General features: G+C 65.2%; 12 protein-coding genes. All 12 read right to left on the reverse strand.

The genetic code is table 11. From position 1 onward, the window contains the following. Window positions 1-94 precede the first annotated feature (94 nt). The 12 genes from R2APBS1_RS16505 to R2APBS1_RS16560 all read right to left on the reverse strand — a co-directional run bounded on the left by R2APBS1_RS16505 (window position 95) and on the right by R2APBS1_RS16560 (window position 14675). Window positions 95-1297 (reverse strand): DUF3322 domain-containing protein, encoded by a 1203-nt coding sequence (locus R2APBS1_RS16505; RefSeq protein ID WP_007509624.1) that lies wholly within the window; start codon window positions 1295-1297, stop codon window positions 95-97. Continuing rightward, window positions 1294-4704, reverse strand: coding sequence for an ATP-binding protein (locus R2APBS1_RS16510; RefSeq protein ID WP_007509626.1), 3411 nt, complete (start codon window positions 4702-4704; stop codon window positions 1294-1296). The genes R2APBS1_RS16505 and R2APBS1_RS16510 overlap by 4 nt, the downstream gene beginning before the upstream one ends. Then, window positions 4701-5357: a DUF4194 domain-containing protein gene (locus tag R2APBS1_RS16515; RefSeq protein WP_007509628.1), complete on the reverse strand. Its 657-nt coding sequence runs from the start codon at window positions 5355-5357 to the stop codon at window positions 4701-4703. The genes R2APBS1_RS16510 and R2APBS1_RS16515 overlap by 4 nt, the downstream gene beginning before the upstream one ends. Before the next feature lie 19 nt (window positions 5358-5376). Next, window positions 5377-6831 (reverse strand): DUF3375 domain-containing protein, encoded by a 1455-nt coding sequence (locus R2APBS1_RS16520; protein WP_007509629.1) that lies wholly within the window; start codon window positions 6829-6831, stop codon window positions 5377-5379. Window positions 6832-6889: 58 nt separating this feature from the next. Further along, window positions 6890-7309: a type II toxin-antitoxin system VapC family toxin gene (locus tag R2APBS1_RS16525; RefSeq protein WP_007509632.1), complete on the reverse strand. Its 420-nt coding sequence runs from the start codon at window positions 7307-7309 to the stop codon at window positions 6890-6892. Continuing rightward, complete coding sequence (locus R2APBS1_RS16530) at window positions 7306-7545, reverse strand: FitA-like ribbon-helix-helix domain-containing protein (RefSeq protein WP_007509634.1); 240 nt, start codon at window positions 7543-7545, stop codon at window positions 7306-7308. The genes R2APBS1_RS16525 and R2APBS1_RS16530 overlap by 4 nt, the downstream gene beginning before the upstream one ends. A gap of 380 nt (window positions 7546-7925) precedes the next feature. Continuing rightward, entirely contained in the window at window positions 7926-9161 is a 1236-nt protein-coding gene (locus R2APBS1_RS16535; RefSeq protein WP_015448788.1) for a dicarboxylate/amino acid:cation symporter, read from the reverse strand. After that, a complete protein-coding gene (locus R2APBS1_RS16540; protein ID WP_041677088.1) occupies window positions 9158-9937 on the reverse strand; it encodes a L,D-transpeptidase family protein in 780 nt (259 codons plus the stop codon). The genes R2APBS1_RS16535 and R2APBS1_RS16540 overlap by 4 nt, the downstream gene beginning before the upstream one ends. A 144-nt stretch (window positions 9938-10081) precedes the next feature. Continuing rightward, window positions 10082-10939 carry a MurR/RpiR family transcriptional regulator gene (locus R2APBS1_RS16545; RefSeq protein ID WP_015448790.1) on the reverse strand — a complete coding sequence of 286 codons (858 nt, stop codon included), beginning with the start codon at window positions 10937-10939 and terminating at the stop codon, window positions 10082-10084. Next, the gene (locus R2APBS1_RS16550) at window positions 10939-12036 is read right to left on the reverse strand and encodes a dipeptide epimerase (protein WP_015448791.1); all 1098 of its coding nucleotides are present in this window, start codon (window positions 12034-12036) and stop codon (window positions 10939-10941) included. The genes R2APBS1_RS16545 and R2APBS1_RS16550 overlap by 1 nt, the downstream gene beginning before the upstream one ends. 51 nt (window positions 12037-12087) lie before the next feature. Continuing rightward, window positions 12088-13491 carry a C40 family peptidase gene (locus tag R2APBS1_RS16555; protein WP_015448792.1) on the reverse strand — a complete coding sequence of 468 codons (1404 nt, stop codon included), beginning with the start codon at window positions 13489-13491 and terminating at the stop codon, window positions 12088-12090. Window positions 13492-13517: 26 nt separating this feature from the next. Next, entirely contained in the window at window positions 13518-14675 is a 1158-nt protein-coding gene (locus R2APBS1_RS16560; RefSeq protein ID WP_041676814.1) for a DUF819 family protein, read from the reverse strand. Between the last annotated feature and the right edge of the window lie 3 nt (window positions 14676-14678).

Genomic DNA, 14678 nt, shown 5'->3' on the forward strand with positions numbered 1-14678 from the left:
GCCGGCTCGGCATCCTATTGTCGATTATCCAGCGAACATGACCACCCTCGCAGCCTTGAAACGAAGGGCAAAAATCGGGTAACGCATCCGCTCATCAGCGTTCGACTTCGCGGCTTGGCATACCGGGGAGGCCCAAAATGGCCTCGGTCAGCCAGTGAAATCCTATCCGTTCCTGCTCGAGGCGCAGGTTTTTCCGGATGCGGTTGTCGCGCAGATCATCGAACAGCGCACGCTCGTCGGGGCTGAGTCGGGGCAGATCGTGGAGCACTTGCTCGTGCTCCTCGCCCCAGTGCACCTCGTGCGCATCCAATGTAGTGCGATCCATCAGCAGCGACGAGACATGATCGAAACGGCTGCGTAACTGATCGAGTATGGCAAAGCCGTGAGTGTCGATGTCGCCCCAATAATGGATGGCGCACCGCTTCAGCCAAGCGGCCCCGGCGAGGGCATCCCAGCCATAGCCGGCACCGAAGATCACGATCGCGCCACGAGTCGCCGGGAACGCGAGGAAGTTGGTTTCGTTCTCGGTGATGAATACACGCTGGATCGGCAACGCCAGGCTGGCAAAACTGCCGGCATCCAGGGTGATGTCCGGCCGCGCGGCGCAGGGAAACCATCGAACCTGCTCGTCCAGAACACGCATGCGGACGCGGGCCGGTTTGTCCGCAAACCCATAGCGAGCTGCAAACGCGCTGGCGCCCGTCCGGTCCAAGGCCACGGCCTGCGCAGGAAGCATCAGGTCGAACAGCTCCGACAGTACGGTGCGATGAGCCTCGATGAATTTGCTGTGGACACCGGCAACGTCGACCTGGCGCAGATAAATGCCGGGACGCGGATGCTCGACCAACCATTGCACCACGGCGATCAGATGCGGCCACGAGTCGGCCAGCTCGATGGCCTGCAAGGGACGTCTGGCCAACCAGGGCAGCAGCAGGGGTGCCGCGGCATGCGTCATCGCCACCACGCGTGAAAGACCCGCGGCGTCACGCCGCCTGCCCAGCAGGGCCAAGGCGTCATCCATGGTGTCGACCCAGACTTGGTCCGGCAAACGTTGCGCACCCTGGACACGGTGACGGACTTCGCGCCATTCGATACGGACATGGGGCGTGGCCGCCAGTTCGACGGCCCACGCGCGCACAACCTCGAAACGGTCGGCCAGGTCGGACGACGCAGGCCCTTTCAGCACAAGCCGCAGCGGGAACCCGGGCTCCGCGGTGACCAGCAGGCGCGGCAGCACGCCCCGGTCCCACAGGCGCGCAAGTTGAGCCTTCAGATCACCCGGTGTGGTCCAGATCATTCAGCGTCGCGCTCCGTCTCCAGTGGGGCTGTCGCCATGGCATGCACAACCTTCTGCGCGCGGTATTCCTCGATGGTCAGGTTGCGCAGTTTCGATGAACTGCCCGCTTCGTTGTGGACGAAGCCGACATGGGCCACAAAGGGCTCGATGATATGGATCTTCTGCAACGGCGTGACGATCAGTAGTTGCAGGTTGAGTTGTTGAAAGAGCCGGAGGCCATAGTGCGCCGACTCGTCGGAACCACGCCCAAAAGCCTCGTCGATCACCACGAAGCGGAAGGATCGAGAGCACACCGCGCCCCACTCCAGGCCGAACTGGTACGCCAGACTGGCGGCCAGGATCGTATACGCCAACTTCTCCTTCTGGCCACCCGATTTGCCACCCGAGTCCGAGTAGTGGTCGAACTCGGTGTCGTCCTCGCGCCAGCGCTCGCTGGCGGCAAACAGGAACCAGTTGCGCACGTCGGTGACCTTGGATGTCCAGCGCCGATCCTGTTCGGACAGACCCTCGCGACCGCGAAAGCGGTCAATGATGGTCTTGACCTGCACGAACTTCGCTTCGGAATACTGGGCATCGTCCGAGCCGATCACCGCTCCCTCGGTACATGCGCGTAAATCCGTCTGGAAATCGCGAATCTCCGCATCGGGGCTGAGCTGGGATTCCAGCACGATATAGCGGCCGGGGTTGTAGTCGATCTGGGTGAGCGAGTCGTTGATGCGCGCGATACGTTCCTTGATGGTTTCGCGCTCGCGAGCCAGCTGGGCGTTGAAGTTGGCGATCTCGTTGATCGTGTTCTCGTTCAGCAGCTTCTTGAAGCTGGCAACGAAGCGCGGCAGGTCATCAGCCTTAAGTTTGTCCAGCATCGTGCGGTATTCGCCACATGCTTCCACGGCGACGTCGACTTCCTGGGTATCAAGCGGGAAGGCGGTGCAGTAGACACGCATGGCGTCGATGATTTTATCGCGCAGACGTTCGAGCTTCTTGTTCTCGGCGTCAAGGCTGTTCTGCAGCCAATTGCGCATATCGCTTTCGCGGTTGGCACACGTTTCGACCGTCAGCTGATGATCGCCGAGCGCGCCCTCGCGCATAGCTTCGAGCCGTGCAAAATGGACCGCATGGGCGGCCGCATCCGATTCGTTCAGCACCGTCTGCGCCTGTTCGCGCAGGATCTGCGCGTCGGTCTTCTTCTGATCGGTTCTGGAACGCCTGTCCTTGCGATCCTCCAGCTCCTTTTCGACGACCTGCAAGGCAGCTGTCAATGCATTCAATTGATCGGTCAACTGTCGGAGCACGTCGGAGCCCGATTCCAGTGATTGCTTCTCTTGCATGAGACGCGCCACCTCCAGCGCCGTCGATTGCCAGTCGATCTCCTGAAAGTCGACGAACAGGTCGAGCTTGGACAGTGTGGCGAGGCGCTTCTTGAGCGCATCCTGCTCCGTCTGAAGTCCCGCGATTTGCGCACCCACGTCGGCCAGGCTGGATTCCAGCACCCTGGCCTTGGTCTCCAGCGCGGCGATCTTGGCGGCATTGGTCCAACCGAGCACGTAATGGCTGCGGTCATCCAGCCGGTGGCGGTCGTCCTTCTCGTGGCGCTCGCCCGGTGCCTTGATCTGGCCGGCGCGGGTGATGGCGCGCGTCTCGCGGCGAAACTGTTCCTGGGTGAGGCAGCAGGCCACGTCGAATCGATGGGCCACCTCACGATCCAGCCAGTCGTAGAAAGGCGAATCGGACTTGACCGCCAGCTTGCGCGCCAACGAATCGGTGTGCAGGCCCGGCAACGCACCGCGCGCGGCCTGCCGTATGCGGAAATAGACCAGACGCCCCTTCAGGTGCGTGCGATCGACCCAATCGGCGACCTGGATGTAGTGCTCGTTCGGTACCAACAGCGACAGGCCGAAGCTGCGCAGCAGCCGTTCGGCGGCACCCTCCCAGTCGCGCTCGTCATCGCGTACCTGCAGCAACTCGCCGGCAAACGGCATGTCCTCTTCGGCCAGTTCGAGGGCGTGACACAAGGCGGAACGCATCGCCACTTGTTGCTCGGGAATATTGCTGCGCCGAGCCTTCAGGCTATTGATCTCGGTTCGCAGCGCCGCATGTTCTTCCCGACCCTGGCGCAGGCTGACGGCATGTTCGGTAAGCTCGTTCTGCAACGTCGCCTCGCGCTCCCGAGACCGCTCATCGAGCGCAGCGAACCGCTTGCGCAAGGTCAGGAAATCCTGCTCGACATCAGGCAGTGTTTCGCCGACGTCAAGCACCAGCGCTTCGTATTGCGTGGATTTGCCCCGCTTGGTCGCTTGCTCGGCTTCCTTGCGACGAATGTCATTGGCCAGACGCGCGATACGCTCGCCACCGTTGTCGGCAATGCTGCGCTCAAGTTCTCGTTGCTCGCCGCGCTGGCCACTGCAATGCGCTTCCAGCCGCCTTACCTGGGCATCCTGCCGCTGCCACTCGCTCGTCAGACCGGTGATGCGCTTGTCCAGCAGCCCGAGCTTGATCCCGGCGAAATACGGCCGCAGCGCTTCGCGGCAGGCACGCAGCGCCGTCACCTCAACCACCATCGTGGCATGCCGCTCGCCATCGGCCACCAGTGGCGTGAGCAGTTCAACCTGGTGCTGTGCCTTGAGCACCGCCTGGTGCGCGCGGTTCAAGTTGTCAAAGTGCGTGATCAATGCCTGGATGCGGGAAGCCACCTCGAACGGCTCAAGCATGTGGCTGCGCACGAAGTCGGTCAGGTTGCCGACCGACTTCATCGACACGGTCTGGTGGAACAGTTCGAGCGCCTGATCGCTTTCGATGCCGAAACGGCGGCGGAACCACGCGCCGTATTTCGGAAAGCCATCTTCGATTTCGGCACCCGCTTTGCGCAGCTTTCTGCGCAACTGGGTCATGTCCGAGCCGAACTGGGCGAAGTGTTCGGCGATCGACAACTCCCGCTCGGCACCCACGAAGAAACGCGCCGGTTGCCCTTGTGCCTCTTTCATCCAGAAAACTTGGGCCAGCGTCACCGTCTGGTCGTAACCGGCATTGTGGAAGACACCGAGGATGACCGAGTAACTGTCGTTGCCGCGCAGGCTTACCGGCTTGGCGGTGCCGGTGGTCTCATGACGTTCGGATTTGTAGTGCCCGAGCACGTAGGAGCGCAGTGTGCGTTCCTTGCTGTCGGCACCGGCGGCCTTGTTGTAGGCAATCCGCTGCGCCGGCACCAGCAAGGTCGTGATCGCGTCGACCAGGGTGGACTTGCCCGAGCCGATGTCACCGGTAAGCAAACCATTGCGTCGATCGAGCTGCAACGTCCACACCCGCTTGTCGAAGGTGCCCCAGTTCAGCACTTCGAGCCGTTTCAGACGAAAGCCCGACAAGGTGTCATCGCCCACGAAATTCAGGCTGGGGGAAAGCGGCTCGTTCATTTCGCGTCGTCCATGGCCGTCGTGCCAGACAATTGCGCCTGGTAGGCGGCGAGTCGCGCGTCGAACTCGGCCAGCCACTGCGCATCGACATACGCCTTGAGGATGCGGCGCACCTCCCACACCGGGCCACTGGCGGGCTTCAGACGCCGCAGAAAGCCCAGCTCGACCACCTTGGTGATCTGCGCATCGATCTGGTCGACCAGCCGGGCTTCGTTGCTGCTGTCGGGCAGGAACACGCGCACCAACTCGACGATCTCCTCGCGTGTCAGCACCAGTCGCGTGTTGCCGCCGCCGGCGTCGAATTCCGCCAGCTTCTTGCGCAGCAACGCCAGCAGCAAACTGACCGGGAACGACAACGGGCGACGCACCACCAGACGGGGTAGCTGAGGGCTGGCATCATCGTCCGCCGGTGCCGGGCGACTCTTGAGAAAGGCGTAGCCCTCGGCCTCATCCAGCACCAGATCCAGCCCCAACACGCCCACGTAGTCGCGCACTCGCACCTGCAGATTCAGCAGGCTGCCCCAGAGCCGCTCATCTCCCTCGCGATAAACGACACCCTTCAACAGGGTGATCGCCAGCGTCGAAAGATCGAACTGGATCGTGGTCGCGACGGAATCGGCATGATCCGTGGCCAGGCATTGCTCGTCGCCCATGCTTACCTCACGAACATTCTCATCTCACAAACAGGATGCGCGGCAGCCGGGCCTGCCGACGCAAGGCCGAACCATCGCGCGCGACCGCCTGCCAGGCAATCGGCTCGATGACGCTCTCGTCCACCACGGTCTTGAACGCTTCGCTGCCCAACTGCAGGTAGGCCACCAATTCGGCCAGACCTTGCTGCAATGCCTGTCCTTCGATCAACTCGCGCAGCGTGATCTGCCCACGCGCTTGCAGCGTTTGACGAATGTGGCGCACCAGGCGCGCCTTGTCGATGACGATCTGCTCGTACAACGCCGAAGGATCCACGTCATCATCGTCCTCCTGCAACGCGATGTCCGCGATCACTGACTTGAACGCCGGCGCATGCAACGGACGTTCCATCGCCAGGTCAATCGAGGCCGCGGGCTCGGCGATGGCCATGACTTCACCTGGCGGTGGCGCCTGTCGCAAGGCCAACGCCTTGCTCTCGATACCGTGCAGAATATCCATGATCCGGCGGTTCTCCAGCCAGGCCTGATCATCGAGAAAGCGCCGCAACTGCTGTGACAGCAGCGCCACCGTGCGTTGCGTGTGTTCGCCCGCCTCCAGCCAGTCGTAGTGCACCCGCCGGGTGCGGGCATCAGGTCTGAGATCGGCCACCGGCGAAAGGGACAGCACTCGTTCCAGCAGCTCGGTCAGTTCCTCCTGTCGACGGCTGGACATCAGGAAATCCCAGAAAGCACGAAAGCTGCGCCCCTGATCCGAATCGCCAATGGCGTCACGCTCGCCCATGATTTCTTGGAGCAGCGCCCCTTTCGAACCTTCCCACAGGGCAATCCGCTCGCGCACCCTGCGGTCCAATTGGCGGAAGTTGGACTCCACTTCGCGGAAATCCGTCAGCAGCTCGCGGGCGAGCTGCATGAACTGCTGGAAGCGGTCCTTCACTGCCGCATCGTCGAGCAGAGGCACATTGCCGGCGATCACCTGCGCGATCTCGGCATCGATCTCGTCGCGCTTCCTGTGCAATTCGGCGATGCGCTTGGCCGGATCGGACTCGGTGCCTTCGCTCATCTGCTTGAGCAACTCGAACAGCGTGAGGAGCCGCGATTCCGTGCCCACGAAACTGCGCTCGGCGAGTTGGCCCAGCCAGGCAATGGCCTTCTCGGTGCCTGGCGTCAGATCGAACTGCGGCTCGTCGGTACCCGGTTGATAGAACTTGCGCAGCCAGCTCTTGTCCGAAGCGGCCCAATCGTTGAGATAGTCTCGCGCCGGCTTGGGAAAGCTGCCATCGCCAAGCTGCTGACGCAGGGCATACAGCTCATCTTCCAGTGCCTCGGCAAGATCGGCCGCCGCCATCACCCGTACATTGGACGCCACAAACGTCCTGTGCAGAAAACTCGCCACCAGCGCCGCGTGGTCAGAGCGCAGCAGCGTCCATGCGGGATGGCGGGTCCGCAGTGCGTCGAGCGTGGCGAAGTCCAGGGTCATGCTGCTCAGTCCATCGCACCGTGCGCGCCTTTTCGAGACCGCCCATTCGCGCTCACCATCACGCCGCCCATGGATTGATGACGGCTATACCGCAATCCACGAAATCCTTGACGTTGCGTGTGGCGAGACCCGCCCCCCGGGATCGGGCGATCGCCGCGATCATCGCATCGAATTGGCTGATGGGTTTACCCGCGGCTCTGCGGTTGGCGGCGATCTCGGCATAAGCGTCCGCCGCATCGCTGTCAAAACTCAGTACCTGGCCCGCCAGGTCGGCATCGAAGATGGATAGAACCGCGCTCAGCAGGCTCGTTTTGCGCTGGCTATCCGCAAGCAGGTGCAAGCCGTAGAACAATTCCCCTCGTGTAACCGTGGTGGTGAACAGCGCTGGCCGGGGCTGGGCTCCGAGCCAGGTCAATACACGCTCGTCAGGCGCCGGCCGAAGGGTTTCGGAAAGGACATTGGTGTCCAGGATGATCACACGCCGAACTCCGGCGGTTCGCGCAAGGGGCCGCGCTCTGGCAACGTCAACTCGATACCTTTCAAGGGCGCGATGCGCGCACGGATCGCCTCGACCAGGGTGGTCGCGCGTACCGGCTGGACAGACAGTGCCGCACGCAGAATATCGCGCGCCTCTTCTTCCATCGAACGCCCATGCATGGCCGCCTTCATGCGCAATCGGGCCTTCAGCTGATCATCGATGTTGCGGATGGTCATGGTCGTAGTCATTAAAATGTACTCGGATTAAGCATTGACTGCATTCTATGCATTGCTTGCAATTGCGGCAAGCCCTTGGCGTCCTCGAGGGCCGAGGGCGGGATAAAACCCGGGTGGAAATCGAAAGATTGACGTTTTTGCGCCGCAGACGACTACAACGAAAGAGGTGGCACGCATCGCCGTGGACAACCCAGACATCGACCTGCAGCGCGCGCAACGACAGGCCCACCAGACAGGCACAGGTTTCGCCCTGGCAAGGCTGGCGTGGATGCCGTCGCCGCCTTGTGTGGCGATCCAGCAGAAACCTGGAGCGTATGGTGCAAAGTCGGCGACAAAGGAGCGCAAGCCGTACCACCCGACGCAACGGAAGAGCCGGCAATTCAGGCCGTATCGCGCCGCGACTGCCGCGTCACCACGCTGGTGGCGGTGAGGTCGCCGGTGACGTTGCCCAGCGTGGCCAGCGCGTCGGGGAGGGTGTCGACCGCCAGCATCAGGCCCAGCGGGCTGAGCGGCAGGCCCATCGCCTGCGCCACCGGCAGGTTGGTGGCGATGAAGGTGACCTGGCCCGGCAGGCCGACCGAACCCAAGCTGATCACCACCGCCAGCAGCGCGCCGGCGAGCAGCTGCGCGGTGGACAGGTCGATGCCGTAGGCCCAGGCGATGAACACCGCCGAGGTCACGTACTGTACCGGGCTGGTCAGGCGGAACAGGCTCACCGCCATCGGCAGCACCAGCGCGGCCACCTGCTGCGGGTAGCCGAGCCGGCGGTCGGCGCTTTCCAGCATCGCCGGCAGCGAGGCCAGCGAGGACTGCGTGCTGACCGCCACCACCTGCGCCGGCACCAGCGCCAGCGCGAACCGGCGCAGCTTCTCGCCGCCGAACACCACCGCCAGCGGCAGCAGCATCACGGTGACCGCCAGGTACAGCAGGCACTCGACCAGCACGTATACGCCGAGCGCGCTGAGCATCCCTAAGCCCGAGCGAGCGCACACGGAAAGGATCAGCGCGAACACGCCCAGCGGCGCGATCCACAGCACCCAGCGCACGATCACGATCATCGCATCGCTGATTGCCTGGAAGAATTCCATCAGCAGCGCGCGCCGCGCCGGCGCGATCCGGGTCAGCGCGAAACCGAGGAACAGCGCGAACACCACCAGCGGCAGCATCGCGCTCTGCGCCGCGGCCATGACCGCGTTGTTCGGCACGATCGCCACCAGCGTGTCGATCCAGTTCGGCGCCGCCTGCGCGGCCACGGGCACGCTGGCGTGGTCGAGCGCGGTGATCAGCGCCGGATTGTGCGGGAACAGCGCGAACACCAGCGGCGCCGCCAGCGCCGCGAACAGCGCGCCGCCGGTCAGCACCACGACGAACACCACGATCGCGCGCCGCGCGATGCGGCCCGAGGCGGCCGCGTCGGTGGCGGTATTGACGCCTACCACCACCAGCGCCAGCACCAGCGGCACCACGGTCATCTGCAGCGCGTTCAGCCACAGCTTGCCGATCGGCTGCGCCACGTTCGCCACCTGCAACGCCACGGTTTCGTCCCAGCCGGCCAGCAGCAGGCCGATCAGCGCGCCGGCGGCCAGCCCCACCAGGACCCGGGTGGTCGCACTCACCGTGCGGCATCCACGGCGGCGAGCGCCGGCAGTTGCCATTCATCGCGCAGCCGCTCGTACTCGGCCTGCGGCAGCAGCACGAAGACCGGATGCTGCTGCGGCTTCAGCCAGGTCAGCAGCCGCTGCATCAGCGCCGGCGTCATCGCGGTGCAGCCGGCGGTGGCGTCGCTGGGCGACTTCCACAGGTGGGCGAAGATGCAGCTGCCGCCTTGCGGCGCCGCCTGCACGTTGTGCTCGATCACGAAGCCGAGCCGGTAGCGCTGGTCGCCGTTCGCATGCAGGTCACGCCGCATCGGCTCGCTGGAACCCTTCACCGCCTCCACGCCGACCACGTTCGCGTCGACGATGCGGTTGTACTGCGTCGTGCCGCTGACATCCATGCACCAGTCGCTGGCGCTGAGCGCGCGGTAGGGCAACGCAGTGGCCGTGTGCGCGGCGTAGCCGAACGCCTCGCCGATGCGGAACACGCCGGCCGGGCTGCGGTTGTCGCCCTCGTGCTTCACCGGGCCGCCGGTCTGCGGCGCGTTCAGGCCCAGGCCCCAGCCGGCGCCGTTCTTGCCGATGGTCACCGGTGCGGGCGCGACGACTTCCCGCCAGGCATCGCCGTGGCGCTCGAAGGCGCGCAGCTCGCCCTGGTCGGCGTTCCAGCCGGCGGTGGTGACCACGATCATCTGGCGGGCGTCCTGCCAGGGCGCGTCCGCGGCGGCGGCATGCGCAGCGCCGGCAAGCGTGGCGGCAAACGCCAGCAGGGCAAGGGTGCGACGGTGAACAGTCATCAGCTTTTCATCCGGCAATTCTTCATCACGCAACATGAGCCCGCTTGCGGGTGGTGCTTCTGCGAATCCCGAATCCCGAATCCCGAATCCCGGCTCAAAAGCATCGCCCGCAAGCGGGCTCCTACGATTCCCCATTCCCGGCCCTCACGGCTCCAGCATCAGCTGGATGCGGTCGAGGTTGGCCAGCAGCTGCGCGTGGCGATCGTCGTGGCCCTCGCACAGCTGCACGAATACGCCGTCGAGCAGGTGCTGCAGCGCCGACTGGTACAGCAGCGGCTGGATGTACGGCAGCTCGTCGTGCGCCGACACCACCAGGGCGAGGTCGGCCAGCGCGCGCAGCGGGTTCGCGGTGTGCCGCGTCACCGTGATCACCTGGCCGCGGCGCTCGCGGAAGTAGCGGGCGATCTTGCACAGCGCCGGGTGGTTGCCGTGCTCGGAGAACACCAGCAGCACGTCGCCGGCGCTGGCCGCGGAGACGTTCGCGGTCATCCGCGCGGTGTCGAAGTTGTGCACGGTGAGGATGCCCAGCAGCGACAGCTTCAGCGCGAAGCCGCGCGCGTGGATGTCGTCCTCGCCCAGCCCGATGATGAACACCTTGCCGGCACGGCCGGCCTGCTCGATCGCGTCGGCCACCGCATGCAGGGTCTGCGGCGGGTTGATCAGCCGGGTCGCCTCCTCGGCTTCGGACTTGCGCCGCCACAAGTTGCCGGCGGAGGCACCACCGCCCTCGCCGCCGCTCGCCGCCGCGACCTGCGGCGTGTCGCCGTTGTCGGCGCGGGCGATCGCCTCGCCGACCGAATACTTCAGGTCCGGATAGCCCTTGAAGCCGAGCTTCTGGGTGAACTTGACCACGCTGGACTGGCTGATCCCCAGCGCGTTGGCCAGTTGCTGCGAGGAGTAGTCACGCAGGAGTTGCGCGTTTTCGAGGATGAAGTCGGCGATGCGCCGCTCCACTGCCGACATCTGGTCGCGTTCCGAACGGATTTTGACCAGCGGCGACATCAGGCTTCGATCCTCTCCAGTCCGCGGATCTCGCGGATGCCCAGTCCGGGGGCGTCCGTCACCGAGATTTCCGACTCGTTGAAGATTACCCCACCGTCGACCGGATTGAACTGGCACAGCGAGGGGCCGTCCAGATCGACCTTGGTGATCACGTTCGACTTCGCCACCGCCACGTGCACCGCCGCCGCCACGCTGATCGAGGTTTCCAGCATGCAGCCGATCATGCACTCGATGCCGTGCATCGCGGCGATGTCGGCGATGCGCACCGCGTTGGAGATGCCGCCGGTCTTCATCAGCTTGATGTTGATGATGTCGGCCGCGCGCAGGCGGATCAGCTCGATCACCTCCATCGGGCCGAACACGCTCTCGTCGGCCATCACCGGCGTGTGCACGCGCTCGGTGACGTAGCGCATGCCGGCCAGGTCGCGCGCCTTCACCGGCTGCTCGATCAGCTCCAGCTTGATGCCGGCCTCCTCCAGCGTCTGCAGCGCGTACACCGCCTGCTTGGCGGTCCAGCCCTGGTTCGCGTCCAGCCGCAGCAGCGCGCGCCCTTCCACCGCGGCGTAGATCGCCTTGACCCGCTCGATGTCGACGCCGATGTCCTTGCCCACCTTGATCTTCAGCGACTCGAAGCCGCGCTCCACCGCGGAAACCGAGTCGGCCACCATCTTGTCGATGTAGTCGACGCTGATGGTGATGTCGGTGGTGATCACCGGGTCGCCGCCGCCCAAGAGCTTGTACAGCGGCGCGCCGTAGAGCTGGCCCCACAGGTCGTACACCGCGATCTCCACCGCCGCCTTGGCGCTGGTGTTCTTCTCCATCGAAGACTGGATCAGCTGGGTGAGGTGGTTGAGCTCGGCGATGTCCTGGCCGATCAGCCGCGGGGAGATGTAGTGGCGGATCGCGTCGATGATCGAGCCGTGGGTGTCGCCGGTGATCACCGCGGTGGCCGGCGCCTCGCCGTAACCGACCTGGCCCGTGTCGGTATGCACCATCACCACGATGTCCTCCACCGTGTTGACCGTGCGCAGCGCCGTCTTGAACGGGGTCTTCAGCGGCACCCGCAGCATGCCGAACTGGATGTCGGTGATTTTCATGGGCAAGCCTTCATGGAATCTGTGTCCTTTTTCTTCTTGGTGCAGGCGCGCTCAGTGGCGGATGCGCACGATGCTGGTCATGCGGTCGACAAAGGTCTGCTGGTCGTTGAACAGCATCGGCAGCAGCGGCGTCACCGACACCGCGTTGAGCTTGACGTGCGCCTTGCTGCCGTCCGCCTTGCGGTAACTCATGCCGCCCACGTCGTGGATCACGTAGGGCTGGCCGTGCAGCTGGCCGATCACCATCATCACGTGGCCGGGGATGTAGACCAGGTCGCCCACCTGCAACGCATGCGCCGCCTTGAGGCGTTCTTCGCGGCTGTCCTTCGCGGTGAACGCGCGGCGTTCCAGCGCCGGGCTGATCGCCTGCTTGCTGGTGTTGCGCGGCATCTCGACGCCCATGCTGCGGTACACGTCGGAAACGAAGCCGCTGCAGTCGCGGCCGTCATAGGCGTGACCCCAGCCATAGCGCTCGCCGAGGAACTTGAACGCCTGGCGGACCAGGTTGGCACGGGTCAGTGGCAGGTAGTCGGCGGCGGTATCGGTGTTCTTCTGCAGCAGCGCCGGGCTGAAGCCGAGCGTGCCGTCGGCCTTGCGCAGCGGCAGCTCGAGCACGTGCGCGGCGTACGGCGTCTGCCCGTTGACCGGCTGGTCCGGCGCCAGGCCGGTCGCCAGCGGCACGCGCGTGCCCATGTCCAGCGGCAGCTGCGATACCGCCGGCTGCTCGCGGGTGAACACGGTGCGCTCTACCGCGCCGGTGATCACCCGGTACGGCGCCTTGTCGGCGTAGCCGAACACTTCGGCCGCGCCGCCTTCGGCCACGTTCTCCTTCTCGGTCCAGGCGGCATAGCGCGGGCTGACCACGAACAGCCACTGGTCGTCGGCGCTGGCGTGCACGATCGCCACCGGTGTGCCGGGAAACTCGGCGCTTTCCTGGAAGCGGTCGATGTCGGTGTCGCCCTTTGTGCTGAACACGCGCAGCGTGGTGGGGAACGTGCGCAGCGCGGCGCGGCGCACCACCAGGCCGTAGCGCGTCGGCTGCTGCGCGGGAATCGCATCGAGCGCGAGGTTGCCGACCGCGGCATCCAGCGTGGCGGCCGGCACCGGCCGGCCGTCGACGTCGAACAGCGGACGGTCCGGCCGCTCGGACAGCGCCTCGATCCAGCCGGCAACCTGCTCGCGGCCCAGGGTTTTCGGCAACGCGCGCAGGCCGTGCATCGACGGATCGAGCTGCAGCAACTTCGCGTTCTGCGCCTCGATCGCGGCGCGGTCGAGGATCACCCGATCGGGCTCGGCCTGCAGGCCGATCCAGAATGCGGGCGTGAGCTGCGCCTCGCCGACGCCGAGCACGCCGGACGGCGGCACGGTCAACGCAGCGTTCGCCTCGCGCGCCTGCGATGGTGCGCCGGCGAAGGCGAGCGCAAGCACGGTGGCAGCAAGCAGGGAAAATCGCATCGTCTTGGTCCTATGTTGAAACCGCATCACCCACCCGCCAGCGTGGACAGGATCGTCGCCACCAGCAGGCCGAAACCGGTGCCCAGGATGTAGCCGAGCAGGGCCAGCAGGATACCGACCGGTACCAGCGCGGCCGAATAGCTGGCCGCCAGGATCGGCGTGGCCGCCACGCCGCCAATATGCGCCAGCGAAGAGATCCCGCACAGGTACAGGTCGAAGCGGAACAGCTTGGCGCAGCCGATCAGCAGCACCGCATGGATCGCGATGATGGTGACGCCGCACAGCAGGTACAGCGGGGCCGCAGCGATGCCCTGGAAGTTGCTCTGCGAGGCCAGCACCGCCACCACGCTGATCAGCATCGCGCTGGAAATCGTGCTGGCGCCAGGAAACTCCGCCAGTGGCGTGTGCGCCACCAGCAGGCCGAAGCCGGTGGCCAGCAGGATGGCCCAGGTGGTCGCGCTGATCATGCCGGACACCGGCAGCCAGTTGGCCAGCCAGCCCGACAGCGCCGCCACCGCCAGCGCCATGCCCAGCCACAGCAGCACGCTGTCGTAGGTGGTCGGCGCCTTGGCCTTCACCGGCGCCAGCGGAGTGTCGCCGCTGGATTTTGCCCGGGTCCAGCGGTTGAACGCCGGCGCCAATCGCGCCACCGAGAACAGCACCACCACCCACATCGAGTAACCCAGCGCATCGGTCAGCAGCGACATCGCCAGGTACGTGTCTGACATGCCGATCGCCTGCTTCACCGCGATCATGTTCGCGGTGCCGCCGACCCAGCTACCGGAGAGCGCGGCCAGCGGCTGCCAGTCGTTGCCGGGCAGCCAGTGGCGATAGATCAGGTAGGTGCCGATGAAGGCCACGAACAGGCTCAGCGAGGTGCAGGCGAACACGCCGAGTACGCGCGGGCCGAGCCGCCAGATCGCGCGCAGGTCGCAGTTGATCATCAGCAGGAACAGCAGGGCCGGCACCATGTGCGACACCAGCATCGACTGCGCCGCCTTGATCTCCGCGTTGACCTGCCACAGCCCGGAAACCGCCAGCGCAGTGACCAGCAGATAGGTCAGCACGATCGGCGGCAGCACCGAAAACAGCTTCCAGCCGAAGCGGCGTTCCATCGCCGGAAACAAACCGGCGATCAGCAACATCAGCGCCAGGTAGGGCCAGACCGTGTGGATCACATGCATCCC

The sequence above is a fragment of the Rhodanobacter denitrificans genome, assembly GCF_000230695.2.
GTDB lineage: Bacteria > Pseudomonadota > Gammaproteobacteria > Xanthomonadales > Rhodanobacteraceae > Rhodanobacter > Rhodanobacter denitrificans.

Bases quoted from the DNA above. Each gene is read 5' to 3' on its own strand.
- R2APBS1_RS16540 (WP_041677088.1), bottom strand. From the start codon at position 9,937: ATGACTGTTCACCGTCGCACCCTTGCCCTGCTGGCGTTTGCCGCCACG.
- R2APBS1_RS16515 (WP_007509628.1), bottom strand. From the start codon at position 5,357: ATGGGCGACGAGCAATGCCTGGCCACGGATCATGCCGATTCCGTCGCG.
- R2APBS1_RS16520 (WP_007509629.1), bottom strand. From the start codon at position 6,831: ATGACCCTGGACTTCGCCACGCTCGACGCACTGCGGACCCGCCATCCC.
- R2APBS1_RS16545 (WP_015448790.1), bottom strand. From the start codon at position 10,939: ATGTCGCCGCTGGTCAAAATCCGTTCGGAACGCGACCAGATGTCGGCA.
- R2APBS1_RS16510 (WP_007509626.1), bottom strand. From the start codon at position 4,704: ATGAACGAGCCGCTTTCCCCCAGCCTGAATTTCGTGGGCGATGACACC.
- R2APBS1_RS16530 (WP_007509634.1), bottom strand. From the start codon at position 7,545: ATGACCATCCGCAACATCGATGATCAGCTGAAGGCCCGATTGCGCATG.
- R2APBS1_RS16550 (WP_015448791.1), bottom strand. From the start codon at position 12,036: ATGAAAATCACCGACATCCAGTTCGGCATGCTGCGGGTGCCGCTGAAG.
- R2APBS1_RS16560 (WP_041676814.1), bottom strand. From the start codon at position 14,675: ATGCATGTGATCCACACGGTCTGGCCCTACCTGGCGCTGATGTTGCTG.
- R2APBS1_RS16555 (WP_015448792.1), bottom strand. From the start codon at position 13,491: ATGCGATTTTCCCTGCTTGCTGCCACCGTGCTTGCGCTCGCCTTCGCC.
- R2APBS1_RS16505 (WP_007509624.1), bottom strand. From the start codon at position 1,297: ATGATCTGGACCACACCGGGTGATCTGAAGGCTCAACTTGCGCGCCTG.